We start from the raw sequence: 20402 nt of genomic DNA on the forward strand, positions 1-20402 counted from the left end.
CACGATGTACCGCACCATGCTGAAATCGAAGATTCACCGGGCGACGGTCACCCAGGCCGATCTCCACTACGTCGGGTCGGTGACCGTCGACGAGGACCTGATGGACGCGGCGGATCTGCTGCCGGGCGAACAGGTGTCCATTGTGGACGTAACCAACGGCGCCCGGCTCGAGACCTACGTGATCGCGGGCGAACGCGGCAGCGGGGTGCTCGGCATCAACGGCGCCGCGGCGCATCTGGTGCACCCCGGCGACCTGGTGATCCTGATTTCGTACGCGCAGATGGAGAACGCCGAGGCGGCCGCGTTCCGGCCGCGGGTCGTCTTCGTCGACGCGGACAACCGGATCGTCGAGAAGGGCGCCAACCCCGGGCACGCGCCGGAGGGATCCGGTCTGATGAGCGGAACCGTGACGCTGGCCGACGACGACACGATGACCTTCCCGGTCGCCGAAACCGCCGACGCCCGCCGTCTCGACGCGCTGCTGCACGCCGAAAGCTGAGTCGTTGCTGCTCACGATCGACGTCGGCAACACCAACATCGTTCTGGGGCTGTACTCCGGCCGAGAGCTCATCGGTGACTGGCGTATGCGCACCGACGCGCGGACAACCGCCGACGAGCTCGCGCTCACCATGCGCGGGCTCCTCGGCCCGCACGCCGACGCGATCACCGGGATCAGCGCGCTTTCGACGGTTCCCGCCGTACTGCGGGAGCTTCGCGTCATGCTTTCGCGGTATTACGCCGAACTGCCGAAGATCGTCATCGAGCCGGGAGTGCGCACCGGTGTGCCGCTCCTGGTCGACAATCCCAAAGAGGTGGGCGCGGACAGGCTGGTGAACACTCTGGCCGCGCACCATCTGCACCCCAGGACCGCCTGCGTGGTGGTGGATTTCGGCACTTCGACCAATGTGGACGCCATCTCCGCCAAGGGCGAGTTCCTCGGCGGCGCTTTCGCGCCCGGTATCGAGATCTCGGTCGACGCCCTGGCCGCGCGGGCCGCGGCACTGCGCAAGGTGGAACTGGTGCCGCCGAGGTCGGTGATCGGGAAGAACACCGTGGAATGCCTGCAATCCGGCATCCTCTACGGTTTCGCCGGCCAGGTCGACGGCCTGGTGAAGCGGATCGAGCGCGAGCTCTCCCCGGGCGGGACGGAGCCGGTCGCGGTGATCGCGACCGGTGGCCTGGCACCGCTGGTGCTGGAGGAATCGGAGACCATCACCGAGCACGTGCCGGATCTGACGCTGCTGGGCCTGCGGCTGGTCTACGAACGAAACCACCGCGTTTAGTCCTCTGGATGCGGTCCTTGCGTGTGCAACTACCTCATCCAGAGGACTAAACGCGAGGCGTCAGCGGGCGGCGACCAGCGGAACTCTCCGCGTCATGAGGCCTTGGTTCCGTGGGCGTCTGTCCGTGACCCGTCACACGCGTGCTCAAACCCGTCACACGCGTGCTTGAAGCCGTGACACGCGTGCTTGGAGCCGTCACTCGCGTGTCTGGACCCCGCACTCGTGAGATCCGCCTCCGAGCACGCGAGTCACGGCCCTGATCACGCGAGTCACGGCTTCAAGCACGCGAGTTCCGGGTTCGATCACGCGAGTCACGCCTTCCAGTCGGTCATCGTTTACCGGCGCGGAAGACCGTGGTGGTGATCGGCAGGTCGAATTCCCCCGAGGCGGTTTCCGGGTTCCGGTCGAGGAATTCCCGGGCCGTGCGGAGTTTGGCTTCGCGTTCCTCCTCCGTGGCCACCAGCATGTGCGAATGCGTGGCGAGAGTCGCCACCAGGGTTTCCGCCGTCCTGGGTTGTTTGTGACCGAAAGTCTTCTTCTCGAACGGCTCGAAAGCCTCGTGTTCCGGTAGCGATTCGTAGTCGCTCAGCCAGCGCCTGCTCATCGAGGTCTTGATCAGCGTGTTCAACTCGGCCAGCCAGGCCGCCGATTCGTCGTCGTGGTTCCACAGCGCGGCAACGACTCCGCCCGGTTTCAGCACCCTGGCCATCTCCGGATAGGCCCGGTCGAGGTCGAACCAGTGGACGGCCTGGCCCACGACCACGGCGTCCACGGAGGCGTCCGGCAGCGGGATCCGCTCGGCCGTCCCGATGAGCGGTGTCACGGCGGGAAGCGTCTTGGTGAGTTGTCCGAGCATTTGGGCGTCCGGTTCGACCGCGGTGACCGCGACGCCCAGCCCGAGCAGGCCCTCGCTGACCTTGCCGGTTCCCGCGGCGAGGTCGAGGACCCGTTCCGGTGTTCCCTTCACGCCGTCCAGTGCCCAGGCCAGTGCCTTTTCCGGATAGTCGGGCCGGTGCTCGGCATAGGCGGCGGCCTCCGCGCCGAACGAGGCGGCGCGGCGTGCGTGCAGTTCGGGTTCGATGCCGGGAGTGGATGAGTTCACACGATCCAGGTTAATGGAGAGAAAACCCACCGGCCCGGACGCGGAAAAGGTAATCCGGTTGGCGTAGGGAACCCGTGGGTTCGTACGCTGTGCGCCATGACTGAAATCCCCGCATCCGAGGGCGTGAGCCCCGACGAAGACCTGCCGGAACAGATGCGGGTGCGCCGGGACAAGCGCGACCGGATAATCGCGGAGGGTATCGATCCGTATCCGGTAGAGGTGCCCCGGACGCACTCGCTGGCCGAAGTGCGCGAGAAGCATTCCGGCCTCCCCGTCGACACGGCCACCGGCGAGATCGTCGGCGTCACCGGCCGCGTCATGTTCATGCGCAATACCGGCAAACTGTGTTTCGCGAGTCTCCGCGAAGGCGACGGCACCGAGTTGCAGGCGATGATCAGCCTCGCGAAGGTGGGCGCGGACGCGCTCGCGGCGTGGAAGTCCGATGTCGATCTCGGCGATCACGTATTCGTCGAGGGCGAGGTCATCACCTCCAAGCGCGGTGAGCTTTCCGTGATGGCCGACTCCTGGCGGATCGCGTCGAAAGCATTGCGCCCGTTGCCCGTGGCGCACAAAGAGCTGGCCGAGGAAACGCGGATCCGGCAGCGTTATGTCGACTTGATCGTGCGCCCCAAGGCCCAGGACGTGGTCCGTACCCGGGCCGGTGTGCTGCGTTCCCTGCGTGACTCGTTTCACGGCCGGGGATTCCTCGAGGTCGAGACCCCGATGCTGCAAACGCTGCACGGTGGCGCCGCGGCGCGGCCATTCGTCACGCATTCGAATGCCTTCGACCTCGATCTGTACTTGAGGATCGCTCCGGAGCTCTACCTCAAGCGTTGCGTGGTCGGCGGTATCGAGAAGGTCTTCGAGATCAACCGGAACTTCCGGAACGAGGGCAGCGACTCGTCCCACTCGCCGGAGTTCGCCATGCTCGAGTACTACGAAGCGTATGCGACCTATGACTCCAACGCGGTGATGACGCGTCAGCTCATCCAGGAGGCGGCGCAGAACGTTCTCGGTACTCAGGTGGTCACTCTCGCCGACGGTTCGGAGTACGACCTGTCCGGCGAGTGGACCACACTCGGAATGTACGAGTCGTTGTCCGAGGCGTTGTCGGAAGAGGTCACTCCCGAGACATCGGTGGACAAGCTTCGTTCCTATGCCGAAGCGCGCGAGCTGGAGCTCGACCCAAAGTTAGGCCACGGCAAAATCATCGAAGAACTTTGGGAACATCTCGTCGGCGATCATCTCCACGAACCTACTTTTGTCCGTGATTTTCCGGTCGAGACATCCCCGCTGACCAGGCAACACCGCAGCAAGCCGGGGGTGGCCGAGAAGTGGGATCTGTACGTGCGCGGATTCGAACTGGCCACCGGATACTCCGAGCTGGTCGATCCCGTGGTCGAGCGTCAGCGTCTGGTGGAACAGGCTCGGCTGGGTGCGCAGGGTGATAGTGAGGCCATGAACCTCGATGAGGATTTCCTCCGTGCCCTGGAGTACGGAATGCCGCCGAGCGGTGGTGTCGGAATGGGGATCGACCGGTTGCTGATGGCGCTGACCGGCCTTGGTATCAGGGAGACCATCCTGTTCCCGCTCGTACGCCCTGAATAACCCGTCCGCGTGACAGATACCTCGATCGTTCTCGTAAACGAGATTTGCGTTATGTCTCGGTAGCGGGTATTAATGTCGCTAGACAAAGTCTTCTGTCCGGGGCATGCCCCGTACCAGATCATTCGTGTAAGCCCCCAGCAGGAGGAAACAGATGGCACAGAAGGTGCTCGTCTCGCTCGTTGACGACCTCGACGGCACTGAGGCGGAAGAGACCGTCGAGTTCGGTTTGGACGGTGTCAGCTACCAGATCGACCTTTCCGCGGAAAACGCGGAAGAGCTTCGCGACGCGCTGGCCCAGTATGTGGAGCACGCCCGTCGCGCGGGTGGCCGTAAGCGCACCGCCATTCGTCCGGTCGCCGGCGTGAAGGCCGCCGCCCGCCCCGCGACCGTGGACCGCGAGCAGAACCAGGCCATTCGCGCCTGGGCCCGCAAGAACGGCTTCCAGGTTTCCGACCGTGGACGTATCCCGTCCGAGGTCGTGGAGGCCTACCACAAGAAGAACTGAGGTCTTTCAGACCTGACGGCCGCCGGGAAACTGTTCCCGGCGGCTTTCTTGTTCTTGTACACGGTTCAAGCGGGCGTACTCCGTGGGCGCCCATCCGGTCACGGAGCGGAAATCCCGGATGAAGTGCGCTTGGTCGCTATAGCCCAGCGCTGTCGCCAGTTCCGCGTAGTCCGGCCGTTCCGCGGCGGCGATCCGTGCCGCCGCTTCGTTCAATCGGTATACCTGAATCGCCCATTTGGGGGCGGCGCCGACATGGTCGGCGAACAGTCGTTGCAGACTTCGCTGAGACAGACCCGTCCGGCTTGACAGCTCGCCGACCCGGGTAATCGCCGGTTCCGCGGCGATTGTTTCCACCGCTTCGATGGCCGTCTTGGCCGCGGCGGTGAGCACGGGGCGTTTCGCCAGGAGCAGTTCCTCGCACCGGCGGACCATTTCGAAGTCGTCCGTCGCATTCCGTACCGATTCCGTCACCGGTCCGGCGCCGGGGAAGAGATCGGCGAGCGGAACGGAACCACCGGAGATCATCGTGACCGGACCGGTGAGGAATGCCCGGAATGCCCCCGGCCGGAATCGAACGCCGATACCGTGGTCCGTGCCTGCGACGACGTAGCGGAAAGGGCGTTTCCCCGGCCCGAAGGCGCCGGCCGCGTCGCGGAAGAACGTGACGTTGACCGCGAGATTGGGCAGGACCACCTGTTCATGGGACGGGCGGCCGGTCAGATCCCAGCGCAGCACCCAGTGGTGGTCCACGAACGGCCGCAGCTCCGGCGACGGCGGATGGCGGACGAGTTCGAACGCCGCACTCGCTTCCCGCGCGTTGACGATCCCCGCCGGGATCCGGTGCCCGCTCACCGGCTCAACTTAGCCCTGTCAGGCGGATTCGTCCGGTGGTCTCGTGAGTGGTGAGGCTGGTTAGAACCAGCCTCACCACTCACGAGGCCGGACCTTGTCGCGTTTTTTCAAGACGGCGCGGCCGTTCCCGTGAACTCATGCCCCCATGTCCGAACACGCCGCCCTGATCGCCCCCGCCGCCGCGGAATTCGCCGGAATCCTGCGTGGGATCGGCGAGACCGAGTTCGCCGCCCGCACCCCGTGCGCCGAGTACGACGTCCGCGCGTTGCTGAACCACCTTCTCTACTGGGGTCCCTGGCTCGAAGCCGCCGGACGCAAGGCGCCGCCGCCCGAGGTGGCCACGGGCGAGGCGGAGGCGGCCCTCGTCGGCCCCGGCTGGCTCGACGTGGCCGAACGGCAGACCGCCCGGCTCGTGGACGTCTTCGTCACGCCTGAAGCGTGGCAGGGCATGACGGCGCTCGGCACGGCGCAAATGCCCGCATCGATCGTCGGTGACATGGTGCTCGGCGAGTTCGTCTTCCACGGCTGGGATCTCGCTCGCGCGCTCGGCCGCACCATCGACGTTGCACCCGAAGCGGCCGAGGCCGTGTACGTGTCCGCCGTCGCCATGGGCGAGCAGGCACGCTCGATGAAGGTTTACGGCGAAGAAGTCACCGTTGCGGAAGGCGCAACGGCCTTCGAACGCGCTTTGGGTGCGACAGGACGGAATGCCGCCTGGACCCTTTAACGGATTCGCGGACAACCGCCGCATTCCGATTCCGCGGGCAGTAGATAGGAGAAACAGCAGCTTTCGCGGTTTCTCGTCCACTCGCGGCGCCCGTCCACTCCCGGCACGAGCCTCAGCTTCGACGCCGACGTCAGCGGCGGGAACCGCGATTCGAGGACCAGCGCGGCGTCCGCGACCCCGGCGCCCTCGGCCTCCGGGGTCCCGCCCAGCCGCCCCGCCGACCACAGCGCGTTGTCGAGCGCGTCCGTGGCCGCCGCCCAAAGCTGCCGCCGCCCGAGCCTCGTCAGCGGTCCGTAGACGTCGATGAACCGGCTCGCGTGCGCGACGAACCTGCCTCGCAGCACCGTCGCCAGCGCTCGCTCGTCGGGAACGACGACGGCCTCCCGGCGCGCCGAGCCCGGGTCGGTCGGCAAGCAGTGGAAGCCGCCGCCGAGGATGGCGACAGAGTCGGGATGCGGCCGTCCGTCGCCGATCCGGAACGCCAGCGCGGACGGCGCCAGCGACGGGACGCGGCGCGCGTGGTGCAGCAGCATCGCGCCGGCGAACGCCGGGACGTGCAGGTACCACGACAGGATCCAGCTCGCCGGGGTCCGCTCGGGGACGCCGGGTGCCTCCGGGTACTCCGCGGCCAGCCAGCCGCCGAGCCGCTCCCGCCAGCGCACAAGCCGTGCCGGTTCGCCGAGTAGATCGGCACAGCGGACCCAGTCCGGCTCGTCCTCGGGTATGTCCGCGCGGACCCGGGCGTCCTCCGGCAGCCGTGATAGGGAGGCACGGAGCCCGTCTTCGGGGGACGCGAGCACACGGTGACGCGACACGTCGCCCTCCCGTCATTAGGTTCGCCTAACCTTACATGCGATCCGTGACTACTCCGGACGGGTGTCCATCCACTGGGCGGACTCGCGCTCGCGGACCGTGTTCGCGCTCAGCGGACAACGCGCATCCGGCGGAATCCGCGTGCGCGTTCGCACGTTGTGCTTGACGTAAAGGTGCAGGGCAACCGGAAGATGAAAGAGCGCACGGCCGGAGAACGGCCAGGGCGCGAACGGGCCGCAATCAGCCGTAGTGGTACGCCAGCGCGACCGCATGGCTACTAGAGTGGTCTCACGGTGCTGAATCCATCGCGGTGAAAGCACGATGGAAACGGGCCGCCGTCGCAGCAGTCGAGGGAGTGCACATGTTTGAGAGGTTCACCGACCGCGCGAGGCGGGTGGTCGTCCTGGCCCAAGAAGAGGCCAGGATGCTCAACCACAACTACATCGGCACCGAGCACATCCTCCTGGGTCTGATCCACGAGGGTGAAGGTGTCGCCGCCAAGGCGCTGGAATCGCTGGGCATCGCGCTGGAGGGCGTCCGCCAGCAGGTCGAGGAGATCATCGGCCAGGGGCAGCAGGCCCCGAGCGGGCACATCCCCTTCACCCCGCGGGCCAAGAAGGTGCTGGAGCTGTCGCTGCGCGAAGCGCTGCAGCTCGGCCACAACTACATCGGCACCGAGCACATCCTGCTCGGGCTGATCCGCGAGGGAGAAGGCGTCGCCGCTCAGGTGCTCGTCAAGCTCGGCGCGGACCTCAACCGGGTGCGTCAGCAGGTCCTGCAGCTGCTGTCGGGCTACCAGGGTGGCAAGGAGTCGACCGAGACCGGCTCCGGACGCGGTGAAGGCACCCCGTCGTCGTCGCTGGTGCTCGACCAGTTCGGCCGCAACCTGACCGTCCAGGCCCGCGAAGGCAAGCTCGACCCGGTCATCGGCCGCGGTAAAGAGATCGAGCGGGTCATGCAGGTGCTGTCGCGGCGCACCAAGAACAACCCGGTCCTGATCGGCGAGCCCGGCGTCGGCAAGACCGCCGTCGTCGAAGGGCTCGCGCAGAACATCGTCAAGGGCGAGGTCCCCGAGACGCTGAAGGACAAGCAGCTCTACACCCTCGACCTCGGCTCCCTGGTCGCCGGTTCCCGGTACCGCGGTGACTTCGAAGAGCGCCTCAAGAAGGTGCTCAAGGAGATCAAGACCCGCGGCGACATCATCCTGTTCATCGACGAGCTGCACACGCTCGTCGGCGCGGGTGCCGCCGAGGGCGCGATCGACGCCGCGTCGATCCTGAAGCCGATGCTGGCCCGTGGCGAGCTGCAGACGATCGGCGCGACCACCCTCGAGGAGTACCGCAAGTACATCGAGAAGGACGCCGCGCTGGAGCGCCGCTTCCAGCCGATCCAGGTCGGCGAGCCGTCGCTCGAGCACACGATCGAGATCCTCAAGGGCCTCCGCGACCGGTACGAGGCGCACCACCGCGTCTCGATTACCGACGGCGCGCTGGTGCAGGCGGCCACCCTGGCGGACCGCTACATCAACGACCGGTTCCTCCCGGACAAGGCGATCGACCTGATCGACGAGGCCGGCGCCCGGATGCGCATCCGCCGCATGACCGCGCCGCCGGACCTGCGCGAGTTCGACGAGAAGATCGCCGACGTGCGCCGGGACAAGGAGTCCGCGATAGACGCGCAGGACTTCGAGCGCGCCGCCCGCCTCCGTGACGAGGAGAAGACCCTCCTCGGCCAGAAGGGCGAGCGGGAGAAGCAGTGGAAGGACGGCGACCTCGACGTCGTCGCCGAGGTCGACGAGGAGCAGATCGCCGAGGTCCTCGCCAACTGGACCGGCATCCCGGTGTTCAAGCTCACCGAGGAGGAGACCACGCGTCTGCTCCGCATGGAGGACGAGCTGCACAAGCGGATCATCGGCCAGGAGGACGCGGTCAAGGCCGTCTCCCAGGCGATCCGTCGTACCCGCGCCGGTCTGAAGGACCCGAAGCGCCCCTCCGGTTCGTTCATCTTCGCCGGTCCGTCCGGTGTCGGTAAGACCGAGCTGTCCAAGGCGCTGGCGGCGTTCCTCTTCGGCGAGGACGACGCGCTCATCCAGATCGACATGGGCGAGTTCCACGACCGCTACACCGCTTCGCGGCTCTTCGGTGCCCCTCCGGGCTACGTCGGCTACGAAGAGGGCGGCCAGCTGACCGAGAAGGTGCGGCGCAAGCCGTTCTCGGTGGTGCTGTTCGACGAGATCGAGAAGGCCCACCAGGAGATCTACAACACGCTCCTGCAGGTCCTCGAAGACGGCCGTCTCACCGACGGTCAGGGTCGTACGGTCGACTTCAAGAACACCGTGCTCATCTTCACCTCGAACCTGGGTACCTCGGACATCTCCAAGTCCGTCTCGCTCGGGTTCTCGTCCGGCGGTGACAGCACCAACCGGTACGAGAAGATGAAGCAAAAGGTCAACGAGGAAATGAAGAAGCATTTCCGGCCCGAGTTCCTGAACCGGATCGACGACATCATCGTCTTCCACCAGTTGACCAAGGAACAGATCATCGAGATGGTCGATCTGATGATCGCCCGGGTCGAGACGCAGCTCAAGGCCAAGGACATGGAGCTCGAGCTCACGCCCAAGGCCAAGTCGCTGCTCGCCAAGCGCGGCTTCGACCCGGTGCTGGGCGCGCGGCCGCTGCGTCGCACGATCCAGCGCGAGATCGAGGACCAGCTGTCGGAGAAGATCCTGTTCGGCGAGGTCCAGGCCGGGCAGATCATCCTGGTCGACGTCGAAGGCTGGAACGACGAAGAGGGCGAGAAGGACGACAAGGCGCACTTCGTCTTCCGTGGCGAAGCCCGTCCCTCGTCGGTCCCGGATGCCCCGCCGGTCAGCATCGGCGCCGGCTCGACCGAAGAGAACGGTGAAGCCGAGGGCGAGTAAGGCTCTCTGGTTCTGAAAGTGCCCGTCGCGGGTTTGCCGCGGCGGGCACTTTCGCGTCCGGGGCCGTGTCGTCCTCTGATCACGCGAGTTCCGCCTTCAATCACGTGAGTTCCGTGTCCAATCACGCGAGTTCGCCTTTTCCGCACGGACAGCGCGTGTGCGTGGATGGACGACACATGTGATCAGACGGACGACACATGTGATGAGGCGCGGGACTCGCGTGCTTGGGGCCGGGACTCGCGTGATCAGGGGCGGGACTCGCGTCTGCGGAGCACCCGTTCGTGTCTAGCAACCGAAAGCGCGCTTTCGTGGGAACCCTGGTCTTCGAGGCCCGATCGATATAAGGTCTACATTATGGTCGACTGATGACGTGGGAGATCGAACTTCACGACGAGGTGGATCGCTGGTTCACAGCGCTGTGCCGGGAAGAACCGCTTACGGCCGACAGAGTCGAAGAGGCGATCGACATGCTCGCTTGTGAGGGACCGCGGCTCGGGCGGCCACTGGTCGATCGGATCAGCGGCTCGCGCAGGCACAACTTGAAAGAGTTGCGCCCGGCGTCAGCGGGACGGTCCGAGATCCGGATCTTGTTCGTCTTCGATCCGGCGCGGAAGGCAGTGCTCTTGGTGGCCGGTGACAAGGCCGGAAACTGGAAACGGTGGTACGACATCAACATCCCGATCGCGGAGGAGCGATACCGGCGGCATCTGGACGCGATGGAGGAAGGCTGAAATGGGTCGGTCCTGGAAAGAGGTCAAGGCGGAAAAGCTCGCCGCGGATCTGGACGCGGGCCGCGACGTCGAAGCCGCGCGGTCCAAGGCGCGTGAAGCCACGCAGGCCTACGTTCTCGGCTTTCGCTTGTCGCGACTCCGCGAAGAAGTAGGGCTGAGTCAGACCGAGGTCGCCAAGCGAATGGGCGTGAGCCAGCCGCGGATCAGCCAGCTCGAGCAGGGCGATCCGAGCCAGATGGAATTGGACACCCTTCGCAGGTACATCGGCGCCTTGGGCGGCCGGATGCGGGTAGTGGCCGATTTCGACGATCACGACGTCACCGTTTCCACCGCCGTCTGACCCGTCCCGGCCGCCTGATCATCACGTGAGACGATGCCCTCGGGTCCGGGAGGGGGTCAGGTGGACGTTCTGGCGATCGATTTCGGTACCTCCAGCACGGTGGGGGTGCTCTCGATCCACGGCAGAGGGACGCAGGTCGTCGAGATCGACGGATCGGTGACGATGTCGTCCGCGATCTACGTCGACAAGGACGGCACGGTCTTCGTTGGCCGCGACGCCGAACGCCGGGCCAGGCTGGATCCGAGCCGGTTCGAGGCGAATCCGAAGCGGCGCATCGACGAGGTCGCGCTGCAGCTCGGTGACGTCACGCTCCCCATCGCCGACGCGTTCGCCGCGGTCCTGCGCCGGGTCGGCGAAGAGGCCGAGCTGATCCTCCAGCGCCGGCCCGCCCAGGTGCGCATTTCCCATCCCGCGGGCTGGGGCCAGGATCGCAAGCAGATCCTCCACGATGCCGCGCTCAAGGCCGGATTCGGCACGACGGTGCTCATCCCCGAGCCGGTCGCCGCCGCCGCGCATTACGCCTCCCTGAACCACGGTCACCGGCCGCCCGGTCCGATCGCGGTGTACGACCTCGGGGCGGGCACATTCGACTGCGCTGTCGTCGGGGTCAGCGCCCACGGGTTCGCGGTGCTCGCCGAGGACGGCCTGCCCGATCTCGGCAGCCTCGACATCGACCAAGCGCTGCTGGTGCACATCGGCCGCGAGGTGTCGCATTCCGAACCCGCGCGGTGGCAACGGATCCTGCGCCCGCAGTCGGTCAGCGACCGCCGGACGCGCCGGTCGTTGCTGCAGGATGTCCGTGACGCCAAGGAAAGCCTGTCGCGGCACCAGCAGACCGAGATCCCGATGCCGGAGCCGTTCGGCGACGTGCGGGTGACGCGGATGGAGCTCGAGGCGCTCGTCCGGCCGAGTTTCCTGCGCAGCGCCGAACTCCTGGCCGCCACGATCCACCGCGCCGGGCTGTCCCCGGACCGGCTCGGCGGCGTCTACCTCGTCGGCGGGCCGAGCCGGATGCCGTTGCTGGCGAGCCTGCTGGCGAACCAGCTCAGGGTCGCGCCGACGACGCAGGACCAGCCGGAGACGGCGGTCGCGTTCGGGCTGCATCACGTGCCCGCGGGCGGCGAGGACTCCCAGCTGACGGTGCCCGCCTTCGCGCCGGTCGCGCCGCCCGTGCGGCAGCGGCCCGTTCAGCAACAGCCCGTACAACAGCAGCCGCCCCGCCGCCCGCAGCCACCGCGCTGGACGCCACCCACGCCGCCCCCGCCGGGCCGGAACTGGCAGAAGCCCACGACGTACGGCGTCATCGGGCTCGCCCTCGCGGCGATCGTGACGACGATCGTCCTGCTCAGCGGCGGCGATGAGCAGCCTGTCGCGGCGCAGGGGCCCGCCCCGGTGAAGCAGGTGAGCTGCGATCAGCCGGGAGTGAAGGACGCGCAGGGGTTCACGGACTGCCTTCGCCGGATCGCCGCCGTCATCCCGCAGCGGGACGACTGCCGGGACGCGCCGGACGCGGCGACCACGGTGGGCGCGGCGACCGCGGTCACCTGTGTGTTCAAGGACGACAAGGCGTCTAACGCGATCAACTACTACCAGGGCGTCGCGATGACCGGGCTGGAGGACGGCGTCCGGCAGCAGATGACCAAGGGCAAGCCCGTGGAAGGCACCTGGGCGGCCGACGGCCTGCGAGGACGCTATTTGGCGGGCGTCGGCAAGCGAAGCGGCATCGTGCTCTTCGGGACCGAAGACGCGCCGTTGACCGCGATGCTCGTCTCGACCCGGAACGACGGCACCACGCGGACGACCGCGGAGATGGTCGAGTTCTTCACCGCGCAGCTCAAGCCCTGACCGGATGTCATGAAAGGGTCGTTCAGGACAAATGATGTCCTGAACGACCCTTTCATGACATTTCCGGAGGCCGAACCGTGATCAGTGAAGGGTGCCCGCCGGCGTCGAGAGATCCTCGGTGACCGAGAGCGCGGTGTCCACGATGATCTCCAGCGCCTCCGCCGCGCGATGCGTGGCCAGGCTCGGCGCCGTCGTCCGCGCGGCCTGCTCCGGCGTGTAGGGAATATGCACGAAACCGCCGCGCACGCCGGGAAAATCGTTGTCCAGCAAGTGCATCAGCCCGTAGAAGACCTGATTGCACACATACGTCCCGGCGGTGTGCGAGACCGACGCGGGAAGCCCCGCGTTCTTGATCCCCGCGACACTCGCCTTCACCGGCAGGGTCGTGAAGTAGGCGCTGGGCCCGCCGGGGATCACCGGGACGTCGACAGGCTGCGAGCCGGCGTTGTCCGGGATGCGGGCGTCGATCAGGTTGATCGCGACCCGTTCGGGGGTGACGTCGGCGCGGCCGCCCGCCTGCCCGACGCAGATCACCAGTTCCGGCCGGTACTCGTCGATCGCGTCGCGCAAGGTGACCAGCGAACGCGAGAACACGCACGGCAGCTCGACGGCCACCGTGTCGCGCCGCCGACCGGTGAGCAGGGAAACCGCCTGCCACGACGGGTTCACCCGCTCACCGCCGAACGGTTCGAAGCCGGTGAGGAGCACAGACGTCATGCCCCTCACCCTAACGTGTGACACACCTCCGGCTGGGGCTCGTGAGTGGCAAAGCCGGTTCTTGAGGGGTGAGGCAAAGGTGCGTCCGGTCGGGTGCCAAGTCCGTGAAGGCCTCCTTGAGGGACCCAGACTCCCTCAAGGAGGCCTTCACGGACCGGCGTTCGGCGGTGACGAGTGATGTGAAGGGGACTTTCCCCTCATTGCATGCGAGGAAAGTCCCCTTCACCTCGGGTCTTGCCACTCACGAGAACCACTCGCGTCAGGCCGCGGGCTTGAGGTCCCCCGGGTAGAGGTACTCGGGCGCCGGCTTGGTGTTGCCGTAGAACCACGCGTCGAAGAAACCCTGCAGGTTCTTGTGCGCGACGCGCTCGGCGAACTTCTGGAACTCCGGCAGGCTCGCGTTGCCGTCGCGGTGCCGGGCGGGCCACGTCTTCAGGATGCGGTCGAACGGCGCCGCGCCGATGTAGTTCTTCAGCGCGTGCAGCGCGACGGGGCCCTTCGAGTACACGTAGGTGAACTCGTTGCCGGGGCCCATGTCGTAGAGCTTCCCGGCCCAGAACCGGTCCGTCGCCTTCTGCACGGCGCTCAGGTAGCGCGCCTTCAGGTCCTGGCCCGACTTCGCCTCTGACCACATCCACTCCGCGTACGAGGCGAAGCATTCGTTGAGGCAGACGTCCTTCCACTTGTCGACGGCGACCGAGTCGCCCCACCACTGGTGGGCGTTCTCGTGCACGATCGTCGGGACGTTGCCCGCCGCGCCCGAGTAGATCGGCCTGCTCAGCGTCTCCAGCGAGAACCCGATCGGCTCGGCGAGGAAGATGCCGCCCGCCGCGTCCACCGGGTACCGGCCGAACTTCGACGCGAGGAAGTCGATGATCTCCGGCAGCCGTGCCTCGGCCTGCTTGGTCGCGGCGGGGGTGCCGGGGGCGTAGGCGTTGACGACCGGGGTGCCGTCGGACAGCTTCGTCCGCTCGAACTCCCACTTGTCGATCGCGACCGTCGTCATGTACGGCACGGCGGGGGTCTCTTCGGCCCAGGTGTAGGTGGTGTTCTTGCCGTTCTTGACCTGTCCGCGCTCGACGCCGTTCGAGATCACGCCCCATTCCGAGGGAACGGTGATCGCGAGGTGGAAGGTCGCCTTGTCGCGCGGGGTGTCGTTGACCGGATACCAGGTCGTCGCGGATTTCGGCTCGCCCGCGACGAAAGCACCGCCGGATTTCGCGTACTGCCAGCCGTTCTCACCCAGCAGCGGATCCTGGATCGGCTCCGGGACGCCGTGGTAGGCGACCTCGGCGCTGAACCGCTCGTGGTTTCGCAGCGGACGGGCCGGGGTGACGACCAGTTCGTGGTCGCCGGTCCGGGTGAAGGTCGCTTTCCGCCCGTTGACCTTGATCGAGTCGACGGTCAGCCCGCGCAGGTCGAGGTTGAACGAGCTCAGCGACTGCGTCGTCCGGCCGGTGATCGTCTGCAGGCCGGTGAGCTGCTTGGTGGCGGGCTCGTAGCCGACCTTCAGGTTGTAGTCGGCGACGTCGTAGCCACCGTTGCCGTCTTGCGGGTAGTAGCTGTCGCCCGCGCCGTCGGCGCCGGGTTTGCCGGTGTCGGCGAGGGCGGTCCCGCCACCGAGGACACTCGCGGCCAGGACGGCGGCGATGACTGCCGCGCTCCGGTACCTCATTCACGCTCCCAGTCGATCGGCTGTGTTCAGGCCCCGAACGTAACGCCGTGACCTCGGCCGGTCGCCCGGAAAGCTCCCTCGTGCCCGGATAATCCCCACTTCCGTCGCCTGGAAGGGGTACGGAACCCGGCCGCGTGCTTCGCGAGACACAGCCTGGACGGGGTATCCGGTTGCGTGTTCTGGAAAGCTGGGGTCCGTGCGTGTGACGCTGCTGGGTCCGGTCGGAGCGGAGGCCGGTGACGGCACCCCGGTCGACATCGGCGGTGCCCGCCTCCGCATGCTCTTGGCCAGGCTCGCGCTGGAGCCCGGCAGCGCCGTTCCGGCCTCGGCGCTCATCGACGGTCTCTGGGGCGCGGAACCGCCCGCCGACGCCGCGAACGCGCTGCAATCACTGGTCTCGCGGTTGCGGAAGGTTCTGCGTGCGGAGGGAGTCGCCCTCGACTCGGGTTCGGGTGGTTACCGGCTGGACGTCGCCCGTGAGGACGTCGACGCCTGCCGCTTCGAGCGCCTCGCCGCCGAGGGGCGCGCGGAACTGACGGCGGGCCGGGACGCCGGTGCGGCCGCGATCCTCGCCGAGGCGCTCGGCCTCTGGCGTGGTCAAGCGCTGTCCGACGTTCTCGACGCTCCGTTCGCGCAAGCGCCGGCCACCCGGCTGGAGGATTTGCGTCTCGAAGCCGAAGAAGACCGCTTCGAGGCCGAGATCCGCCTAGGCGGGCACGACAGGGTCTTGGCCGATCTCAAGGAAGCGGCCGCGCGGAATCCGCTGCGCGAGCGGCTCGCCGGGCTGTGGATCCGGGCGTTGTGCGCGGCGGACCGGCAGTCCGACGCCCTCGCCTTCTACGAGGAGGTGCGGACGGCACTGGCCGACGAGCTGGGCGTCGACCCCTCGGCCGAACTCCAGGAGATCCACCTCGCCGCGCTGCGCGGCGAACTCGGCCCGCCACCTGCGGCCGCGGATCATCTCCCGGTGCGGCTGACCAGCTTCGTCGGCCGCGACGACGAGCTGAAACTGGTCGCCGAACTCCTCGCGGGCGCGCGGCTGGTGACGCTCGTCGGGCCCGGCGGCGCGGGGAAGACACGGCTGGCCACCGAGGTGGCGACGCGGCATCCGGCGCATACGCGTGGGCGGGTGTGGTTCGTGCCGCTCGCCGGTGTCCGAGATCCGGGTGACCTGCCCGGCGCGGTCTTCGCCGCGCTGGAGCTGTGGGATCTCGGTCTCTCGCACAGCGGCGACCCGATGCGACGGCCGGTGGAGGCGCTGGTCCGGGTCGTGGAGACGCTCGGCGCCGGCGAATCGGTGCTGGTGCTGGACAACTGCGAGCATGTGGTCGACGCGGCCGCGGAGCTGGCGAACACCCTGCTGCGCCGGGTGCCGACCCTGCGGATCCTCGCGACGAGCCGCGAGGCGCTGGCCATCGACGGCGAGACGTTGTGCCCGCTCGGACCGTTGTCCGTGCCGGAAGGGAAACCGACCGTCCCGCAGGCCGCCGAGGCGGGCGCGATCCGGCTGTTCGTCGACCGGGCGGTGGCCGTGCGCCCGGACTTCGTCCTCGACGAGTCCACTGTGGACGACGTCGCGCAGATCTGCCGACGGCTGGACGGGATGCCGCTGGCGCTGGAACTGGCCGCCGCGCGGCTGCGGTCGATGACCGTCGCGCAGATCTCGCGGCGCCTCGACGACCGGTTCCGCCTGCTGACCTCCGGCAGCCGGACGGCTTTGCCGAGGCAGCGCACGCTGCGCGCGGTCGTCGAGTGGAGCTGGGACCTGCTCGACGACGCCGAACGCGTGCTCGCGAGGCGGCTTTCGGTCTTCGGAGCCGGTGCCGAAGTCGAAGCGGTCGAAAGCGTCTGTGCCGGGGACGGTCTGCTCGCCGAAGACGTCATGTACGTCCTCGGCTCGCTCGTCGAAAAGTCCATTGTGGACGCTACGAAGGGTGATCACGGCGAGCCGCGCTACCGCATGCTGGAGACGATCCGGGCGTACGGAGCGGAGCGTCTCGACGACGCCCGCGAACGAAAACAGCTGACGAAGGCGTATCACCGCTACTACGCCGAGCTCGCCGAGCGGCTGGAGCCGTTGCTGCGGACCAGGGACCAGCTCACCGCCATTTCCCGCTACGACGCCGAGCACGGCAACATCGTGACGGCCCTCCGGCAGGCCATCGACTCCGGTGACGTGGAAATGGCGACGCATCTGTTCGGCGGCGTCTTCTGGTACTGGCTGATCAAGGGGGACAGCAACCGGGTCGAGTCGTTCGTCGTCGAAGTGCTCGCTTTCGGCGACCGTCTCGACGAGGACTTCGCGGCCGCGTTCCGGGCGATGCGCGAGATCACCGCGATGATCCCCGGCGTCGGCGACCCCGAAGCCGTGCAGGAACTCATCGACGAATGCGTGCGGACGAACGCGCACACCCGGTTCGCCGGCCTGGCCATCGGCCTGCCCATGCTCGCGTTCTTCTGCCAGAACCGGGAACTCGCCCTACGGGAGGTGGAGCGAGTGCTGTCGAGCGAAGACCCGTGGGCGCGCGCCGCCGGGTCGTGGGCGCAGAGTTTCGTGCTCACCGACCAGGGCGACCCCGAAGGCGCCGAACGGGCGAGGGACAACGCCTTGGCCGGGTTCTCGGCCGTGGGTGACCGCTGGGGCACCGCGATGGCTGTCGGGATGAAGGCGAGTGACATCTCGATGTCGGGCGATCACGAGGCCGCGCTCGCGCTGTACCGGCAAGGGCTCGCCCTCGCACTCGAACTGGGCTCACAGGACGACGTGATCCAACAGCGCTGGCGGCTCGCCACGGAGTACGCGCGGGCCGGTGACCTGGACACGGCACTGCGCGAAATCCGCGAGGCGGAGCAGTACGCGACGGACACGGGAAACAACCAGCTCGCGGTGATGGTGCTGGTGGGCAAGGCCGACCTGTACAGCCGCGCCGGACGCGTGCCCGAGGCACGCGCGGCCGCCGCCAGGTTCCGGGAGCTGATGGCGGAGGTGCCGCTGCCGGGACTGTTCGGCGAGGAGTTCGGCGGGCTCATCGACGCGGAGGTGGCGCTGGCGGCCGGAGAGCTGGAGGAGGCCGAGCGAGGGGCCGCGATCGTCGTGAAGTCCACGACGGAGCGCGCGGACATGCCCGACCTCGGCCGGATCGTCGAGCTCTTCGCCCTGATCCGGTTCCGCCAGGGCCGGCCCGAGAGCGCCGTCCGGTTGCTCGGCGCGGCGAAACTCATCCGCGGCAAGCTGGACCTCGGCGAGCCCGGCATCCGGCAGCTGATCGAGGACCTCCGCGAACACTTCGGTGCGGAACGGTACGAAGCACTGCTCGCGCAGGACGCCGGACTGCCCAGGTCCGAGGTGCTCTCCTGGGTCAGCTCCGAAGCAAGCTGAAGAGGGCTTTCCTCGCGTCGCCGCGAGGAAAGCCCCCGTCCCCCTTTACCCCCGGTCAGACGCGCTTCCGGTAAGCCCACGTGGCGAGCGGGAAGAAGACCGCGATCGCGGCCGCCATCCAGATCAGCGAGCCGGTCAGCGGTCCGGCGATGGCGCCGCCGTTCATCAGCCCGCGCAGCACGTCGGACATCTGCGTCACCGGGCTGATGTCGGCCCACGCCTTCAGCCAGCCGGGCATGGTGCCGGTCGGGACGAAGACGTTGCTGCCGAAGGTCAGCGGCATGAGCACCACGAACATCAGGCCTTGCACCGCGCCGGGGCTCTTCACCAGCATCCCGACGAACACCGAGGCCCAGCAGAACGACAGGGCGAACGCGATCGCCAGCACGACGGCCAGGACGAACTCCGCCGGACCGGTCTGGATCCGGTAACCCATGATCGTCGCGACGATCATCAGCACGGTGATGCACACCAGGTAGCGCACGATGTCGGCCAGCACGGCGCCGATCAGCGGCGCGGACCGCGCGATCGGCATCGCGCGGAACCTGTCGAACACGCCCTTGGTGACGTCGGTGTTCAGCTGGACGCCGACGGTCATGCTGGCCTGCAGGATGTTGAACACCATGATGCCGGGCACGATCATCTGGAGGTAACCCTCGGTGCTGCCCATGATCGCGCCACCGAACAGGTAGACGAACATGACCAGGAAGATGATCGGCGCGATGGTGACGTCGGCCAGCTGCTCCGGGTTCTTGCGGATCTTGAGAATCCCGCGCCAGGCGAGGGAGAACCCGTGCCTGGCACTGCCGGCCAGTGAAACGCGCCGTGGTGGTGCGGGTGCGGCGATGGTCGTCATACCAGGCTCCCTTCCGGAGTCGTGTCCTTTGTGGACTCATCGGTCTTCTTGCCGGTCAGCGCGAGGAACACCTCGTCGAGACTGGGCAGCCGCAGCGCCAGCTCGTCCGCGGTGATCCCGGCTTCGTCCAGCTTGCGGACCAAAGTGGACAGCAGGACCGGGTCGGCGACGGGCGCGGTCAGCAGCCCGGTGTCGTCGTCCCGGTTGGGCCGGGTCCCGGTGAGCCCGGCCAGGATGCGCTCGACAGCGTCGAGATCGGCGAGCGCTGTCGGCCGGACCTGCAACGTCTGGCCGCCGGTCCGCCGCTTGAGTTCGTCGGCCCGCCCGTTCGCCACGACGTGCCCGTGGTCGAACACGGTGATCGTGTCGGCCAGCTGATCGGCCTCCTCCAGGTACTGCGTGGTGAGCAGCACCGTCGTCCCGTCCGCGACCAGCGTCCGGACCACGGCCCAGACCTCGTTGCGGGCGTGCGGGTCGAGGCCGGTGGTCGGCTCGTCCAGGTACAGCACCTTGGGACGGCCGACCAGGCTCGCGGCGAGGTCGAGCCGCCGCCGCATCCCGCCCGAGTAGGTCTTGATCGCGCGCCCGGCGGCGTCGGTCAGTTCGAACCGCTCCAGCAGATCGGCCGCGCGCTTCTTCGCGTCCGCCCTGGAGAACTCCAGCAGCCTGCCGATCAGGACCAGGTTCTCCGTGCCGGAGAGGTCTTCGTCGACCGACGCGTACTGCCCGGTCAGCCCGATCATGCCGCGGACGGCCATCGGGTTCTTGACCACGTCGTAGCCGAAGACGCTCGCGTGGCCGCGGTCCGGCCGGATCAAGGTGGCCAGGATCCGGACGGCGGTCGTCTTCCCCGCGCCGTTCGGCCCCAGCACCCCGACCACCTTGCCCGCCGGGACCTCCAGATCGACCCCGTCGAGCGCCTTCGTCTCCCCATAGTGTTTGACCAGGCCCTCGGCCCTGATCGCGTGAGTCATCGCTTCCTCCTGTGGATCTCGCCCCGCGGACAAAGGTGCACCCCGGGCCTGGCAGACCGCGCACAGCGCGCTGAC

The 20402-nt window shown here is 67.7% G+C and carries 17 protein-coding genes; 10 read left to right on the plus strand and 7 right to left on the minus strand.

Annotation, left to right across the window (positions count from 1 at the left end; translation table 11 throughout):
- Window positions 1–4 precede the first annotated feature (4 nt).
- Window positions 5–499 carry an aspartate 1-decarboxylase gene (gene panD / locus ACFWMR_RS12315; RefSeq protein ID WP_007028536.1) on the plus strand — a complete coding sequence of 165 codons (495 nt, stop codon included), beginning with the start codon at window positions 5–7 and terminating at the stop codon, window positions 497–499.
- Window positions 500–503: 4 nt separating this feature from the next.
- The gene (locus tag ACFWMR_RS12320; protein ID WP_378276636.1) at window positions 504–1283 is read left to right on the plus strand and encodes a type III pantothenate kinase; all 780 of its coding nucleotides are present in this window, start codon (window positions 504–506) and stop codon (window positions 1281–1283) included.
- A gap of 328 nt (window positions 1284–1611) precedes the next feature.
- Here the strand turns inward: ACFWMR_RS12320 and ACFWMR_RS12325 are convergent, their stop codons facing one another.
- Window positions 1612–2385, minus strand: a complete 774-nt coding sequence (locus ACFWMR_RS12325; RefSeq protein WP_378378409.1) for a class I SAM-dependent methyltransferase — start codon at window positions 2383–2385, stop codon at window positions 1612–1614.
- A gap of 96 nt (window positions 2386–2481) precedes the next feature.
- Between ACFWMR_RS12325 and lysS the strand changes: the two genes are divergently transcribed.
- On the plus strand, window positions 2482–3993 hold the full coding sequence (gene lysS, locus ACFWMR_RS12330) for a lysine--tRNA ligase (protein WP_093937976.1): 1512 nt from the start codon (window positions 2482–2484) through the stop codon (window positions 3991–3993).
- 151 nt (window positions 3994–4144) lie between these two features.
- Window positions 4145–4498: a histone-like nucleoid-structuring protein Lsr2 gene (locus tag ACFWMR_RS12335; protein WP_005165380.1), complete on the plus strand. Its 354-nt coding sequence runs from the start codon at window positions 4145–4147 to the stop codon at window positions 4496–4498.
- A 6-nt stretch (window positions 4499–4504) separates the two neighbouring features.
- Here the strand turns inward: ACFWMR_RS12335 and ACFWMR_RS12340 are convergent, their stop codons facing one another.
- Window positions 4505–5350, minus strand: a complete 846-nt coding sequence (locus ACFWMR_RS12340) for an AraC family transcriptional regulator (RefSeq protein WP_378378410.1) — start codon at window positions 5348–5350, stop codon at window positions 4505–4507.
- Between the two features lie 145 nt (window positions 5351–5495).
- Here ACFWMR_RS12340 and ACFWMR_RS12345 point away from each other — a divergent pair, with 145 nt between their 5' ends.
- Window positions 5496–6077, plus strand: a complete 582-nt coding sequence (locus ACFWMR_RS12345) for a TIGR03086 family metal-binding protein (protein ID WP_378378411.1) — start codon at window positions 5496–5498, stop codon at window positions 6075–6077.
- Here ACFWMR_RS12345 and ACFWMR_RS12350 read toward each other — a convergent pair.
- Entirely contained in the window at window positions 6074–6892 is an 819-nt protein-coding gene (locus tag ACFWMR_RS12350) for a (2Fe-2S)-binding protein (protein ID WP_378378412.1), read from the minus strand. The genes ACFWMR_RS12345 and ACFWMR_RS12350 overlap by 4 nt on opposite strands.
- A 359-nt stretch (window positions 6893–7251) precedes the next feature.
- Here ACFWMR_RS12350 and ACFWMR_RS12355 point away from each other — a divergent pair, with 359 nt between their 5' ends.
- The 4 genes from ACFWMR_RS12355 (at window position 7252) to ACFWMR_RS12370 (ending at window position 12726) form a co-directional block, all read left to right on the plus strand.
- Complete coding sequence (locus ACFWMR_RS12355; RefSeq protein WP_005165370.1) at window positions 7252–9810, plus strand: ATP-dependent Clp protease ATP-binding subunit; 2559 nt, start codon at window positions 7252–7254, stop codon at window positions 9808–9810.
- Window positions 9811–10175: 365 nt separating this feature from the next.
- On the plus strand, window positions 10176–10541 hold the full coding sequence (locus tag ACFWMR_RS12360; protein WP_378280270.1) for a type II toxin-antitoxin system RelE/ParE family toxin: 366 nt from the start codon (window positions 10176–10178) through the stop codon (window positions 10539–10541).
- Between the two features lies 1 nt (window position 10542).
- Window positions 10543–10881: a helix-turn-helix domain-containing protein gene (locus tag ACFWMR_RS12365; RefSeq protein ID WP_378378413.1), complete on the plus strand. Its 339-nt coding sequence runs from the start codon at window positions 10543–10545 to the stop codon at window positions 10879–10881.
- A 60-nt stretch (window positions 10882–10941) separates the two neighbouring features.
- Window positions 10942–12726, plus strand: coding sequence for an Hsp70 family protein (locus ACFWMR_RS12370; protein WP_378378414.1), 1785 nt, complete (start codon window positions 10942–10944; stop codon window positions 12724–12726).
- Window positions 12727–12807: 81 nt separating this feature from the next.
- Here the strand turns inward: ACFWMR_RS12370 and pcp are convergent, their stop codons facing one another.
- Both pcp and ACFWMR_RS12380 read right to left on the minus strand, forming a co-directional pair.
- Window positions 12808–13443, minus strand: coding sequence for a pyroglutamyl-peptidase I (gene pcp / locus ACFWMR_RS12375; RefSeq protein WP_093937983.1), 636 nt, complete (start codon window positions 13441–13443; stop codon window positions 12808–12810).
- Between the two features lie 259 nt (window positions 13444–13702).
- Window positions 13703–15118 (minus strand): M1 family metallopeptidase, encoded by a 1416-nt coding sequence (locus ACFWMR_RS12380; protein ID WP_378378415.1) that lies wholly within the window; start codon window positions 15116–15118, stop codon window positions 13703–13705.
- A gap of 196 nt (window positions 15119–15314) precedes the next feature.
- Here ACFWMR_RS12380 and ACFWMR_RS12385 point away from each other — a divergent pair, with 196 nt between their 5' ends.
- On the plus strand, window positions 15315–18497 hold the full coding sequence (locus ACFWMR_RS12385; RefSeq protein ID WP_378378416.1) for a BTAD domain-containing putative transcriptional regulator: 3183 nt from the start codon (window positions 15315–15317) through the stop codon (window positions 18495–18497).
- A 55-nt stretch (window positions 18498–18552) separates the two neighbouring features.
- On the opposite strand, the gene ACFWMR_RS12390 is transcribed toward ACFWMR_RS12385, so the two are convergent.
- Together ACFWMR_RS12390 and ACFWMR_RS12395 are read right to left on the minus strand one after the other, a co-directional pair.
- Window positions 18553–19353 carry an ABC transporter permease gene (locus ACFWMR_RS12390; RefSeq protein WP_093935416.1) on the minus strand — a complete coding sequence of 267 codons (801 nt, stop codon included), beginning with the start codon at window positions 19351–19353 and terminating at the stop codon, window positions 18553–18555.
- Window positions 19350–20327 (minus strand): ATP-binding cassette domain-containing protein, encoded by a 978-nt coding sequence (locus ACFWMR_RS12395; RefSeq protein WP_093935415.1) that lies wholly within the window; start codon window positions 20325–20327, stop codon window positions 19350–19352. The genes ACFWMR_RS12390 and ACFWMR_RS12395 overlap by 4 nt, the downstream gene beginning before the upstream one ends.
- Between the last annotated feature and the right edge of the window lie 75 nt (window positions 20328–20402).

Source organism: Amycolatopsis thailandensis (genome assembly GCF_042723255.1).
In the GTDB taxonomy this organism is placed as follows: Bacteria; Actinomycetota; Actinomycetes; order Mycobacteriales; family Pseudonocardiaceae; genus Amycolatopsis; species Amycolatopsis thailandensis.

Excerpts from the sequence above, each read along its gene's own strand:
- panD (WP_007028536.1), top strand. The coding sequence starts at position 5 with ATGTACCGCACCATGCTGAAATCGAAGATTCACCGGGCGACGGTCACC.
- lysS (WP_093937976.1), top strand. The coding sequence starts at position 2,482 with ATGACTGAAATCCCCGCATCCGAGGGCGTGAGCCCCGACGAAGACCTG.
- ACFWMR_RS12335 (WP_005165380.1), top strand. The coding sequence starts at position 4,145 with ATGGCACAGAAGGTGCTCGTCTCGCTCGTTGACGACCTCGACGGCACT.
- ACFWMR_RS12345 (WP_378378411.1), top strand. The coding sequence starts at position 5,496 with ATGTCCGAACACGCCGCCCTGATCGCCCCCGCCGCCGCGGAATTCGCC.
- ACFWMR_RS12355 (WP_005165370.1), top strand. The coding sequence starts at position 7,252 with ATGTTTGAGAGGTTCACCGACCGCGCGAGGCGGGTGGTCGTCCTGGCC.
- ACFWMR_RS12360 (WP_378280270.1), top strand. The coding sequence starts at position 10,176 with ATGACGTGGGAGATCGAACTTCACGACGAGGTGGATCGCTGGTTCACA.
- ACFWMR_RS12365 (WP_378378413.1), top strand. The coding sequence starts at position 10,543 with ATGGGTCGGTCCTGGAAAGAGGTCAAGGCGGAAAAGCTCGCCGCGGAT.
- pcp (WP_093937983.1), bottom strand. The coding sequence starts at position 13,443 with ATGACGTCTGTGCTCCTCACCGGCTTCGAACCGTTCGGCGGTGAGCGG.
- ACFWMR_RS12380 (WP_378378415.1), bottom strand. The coding sequence starts at position 15,118 with ATGAGGTACCGGAGCGCGGCAGTCATCGCCGCCGTCCTGGCCGCGAGT.
- ACFWMR_RS12390 (WP_093935416.1), bottom strand. The coding sequence starts at position 19,353 with ATGACGACCATCGCCGCACCCGCACCACCACGGCGCGTTTCACTGGCC.
- ACFWMR_RS12395 (WP_093935415.1), bottom strand. The coding sequence starts at position 20,327 with ATGACTCACGCGATCAGGGCCGAGGGCCTGGTCAAACACTATGGGGAG.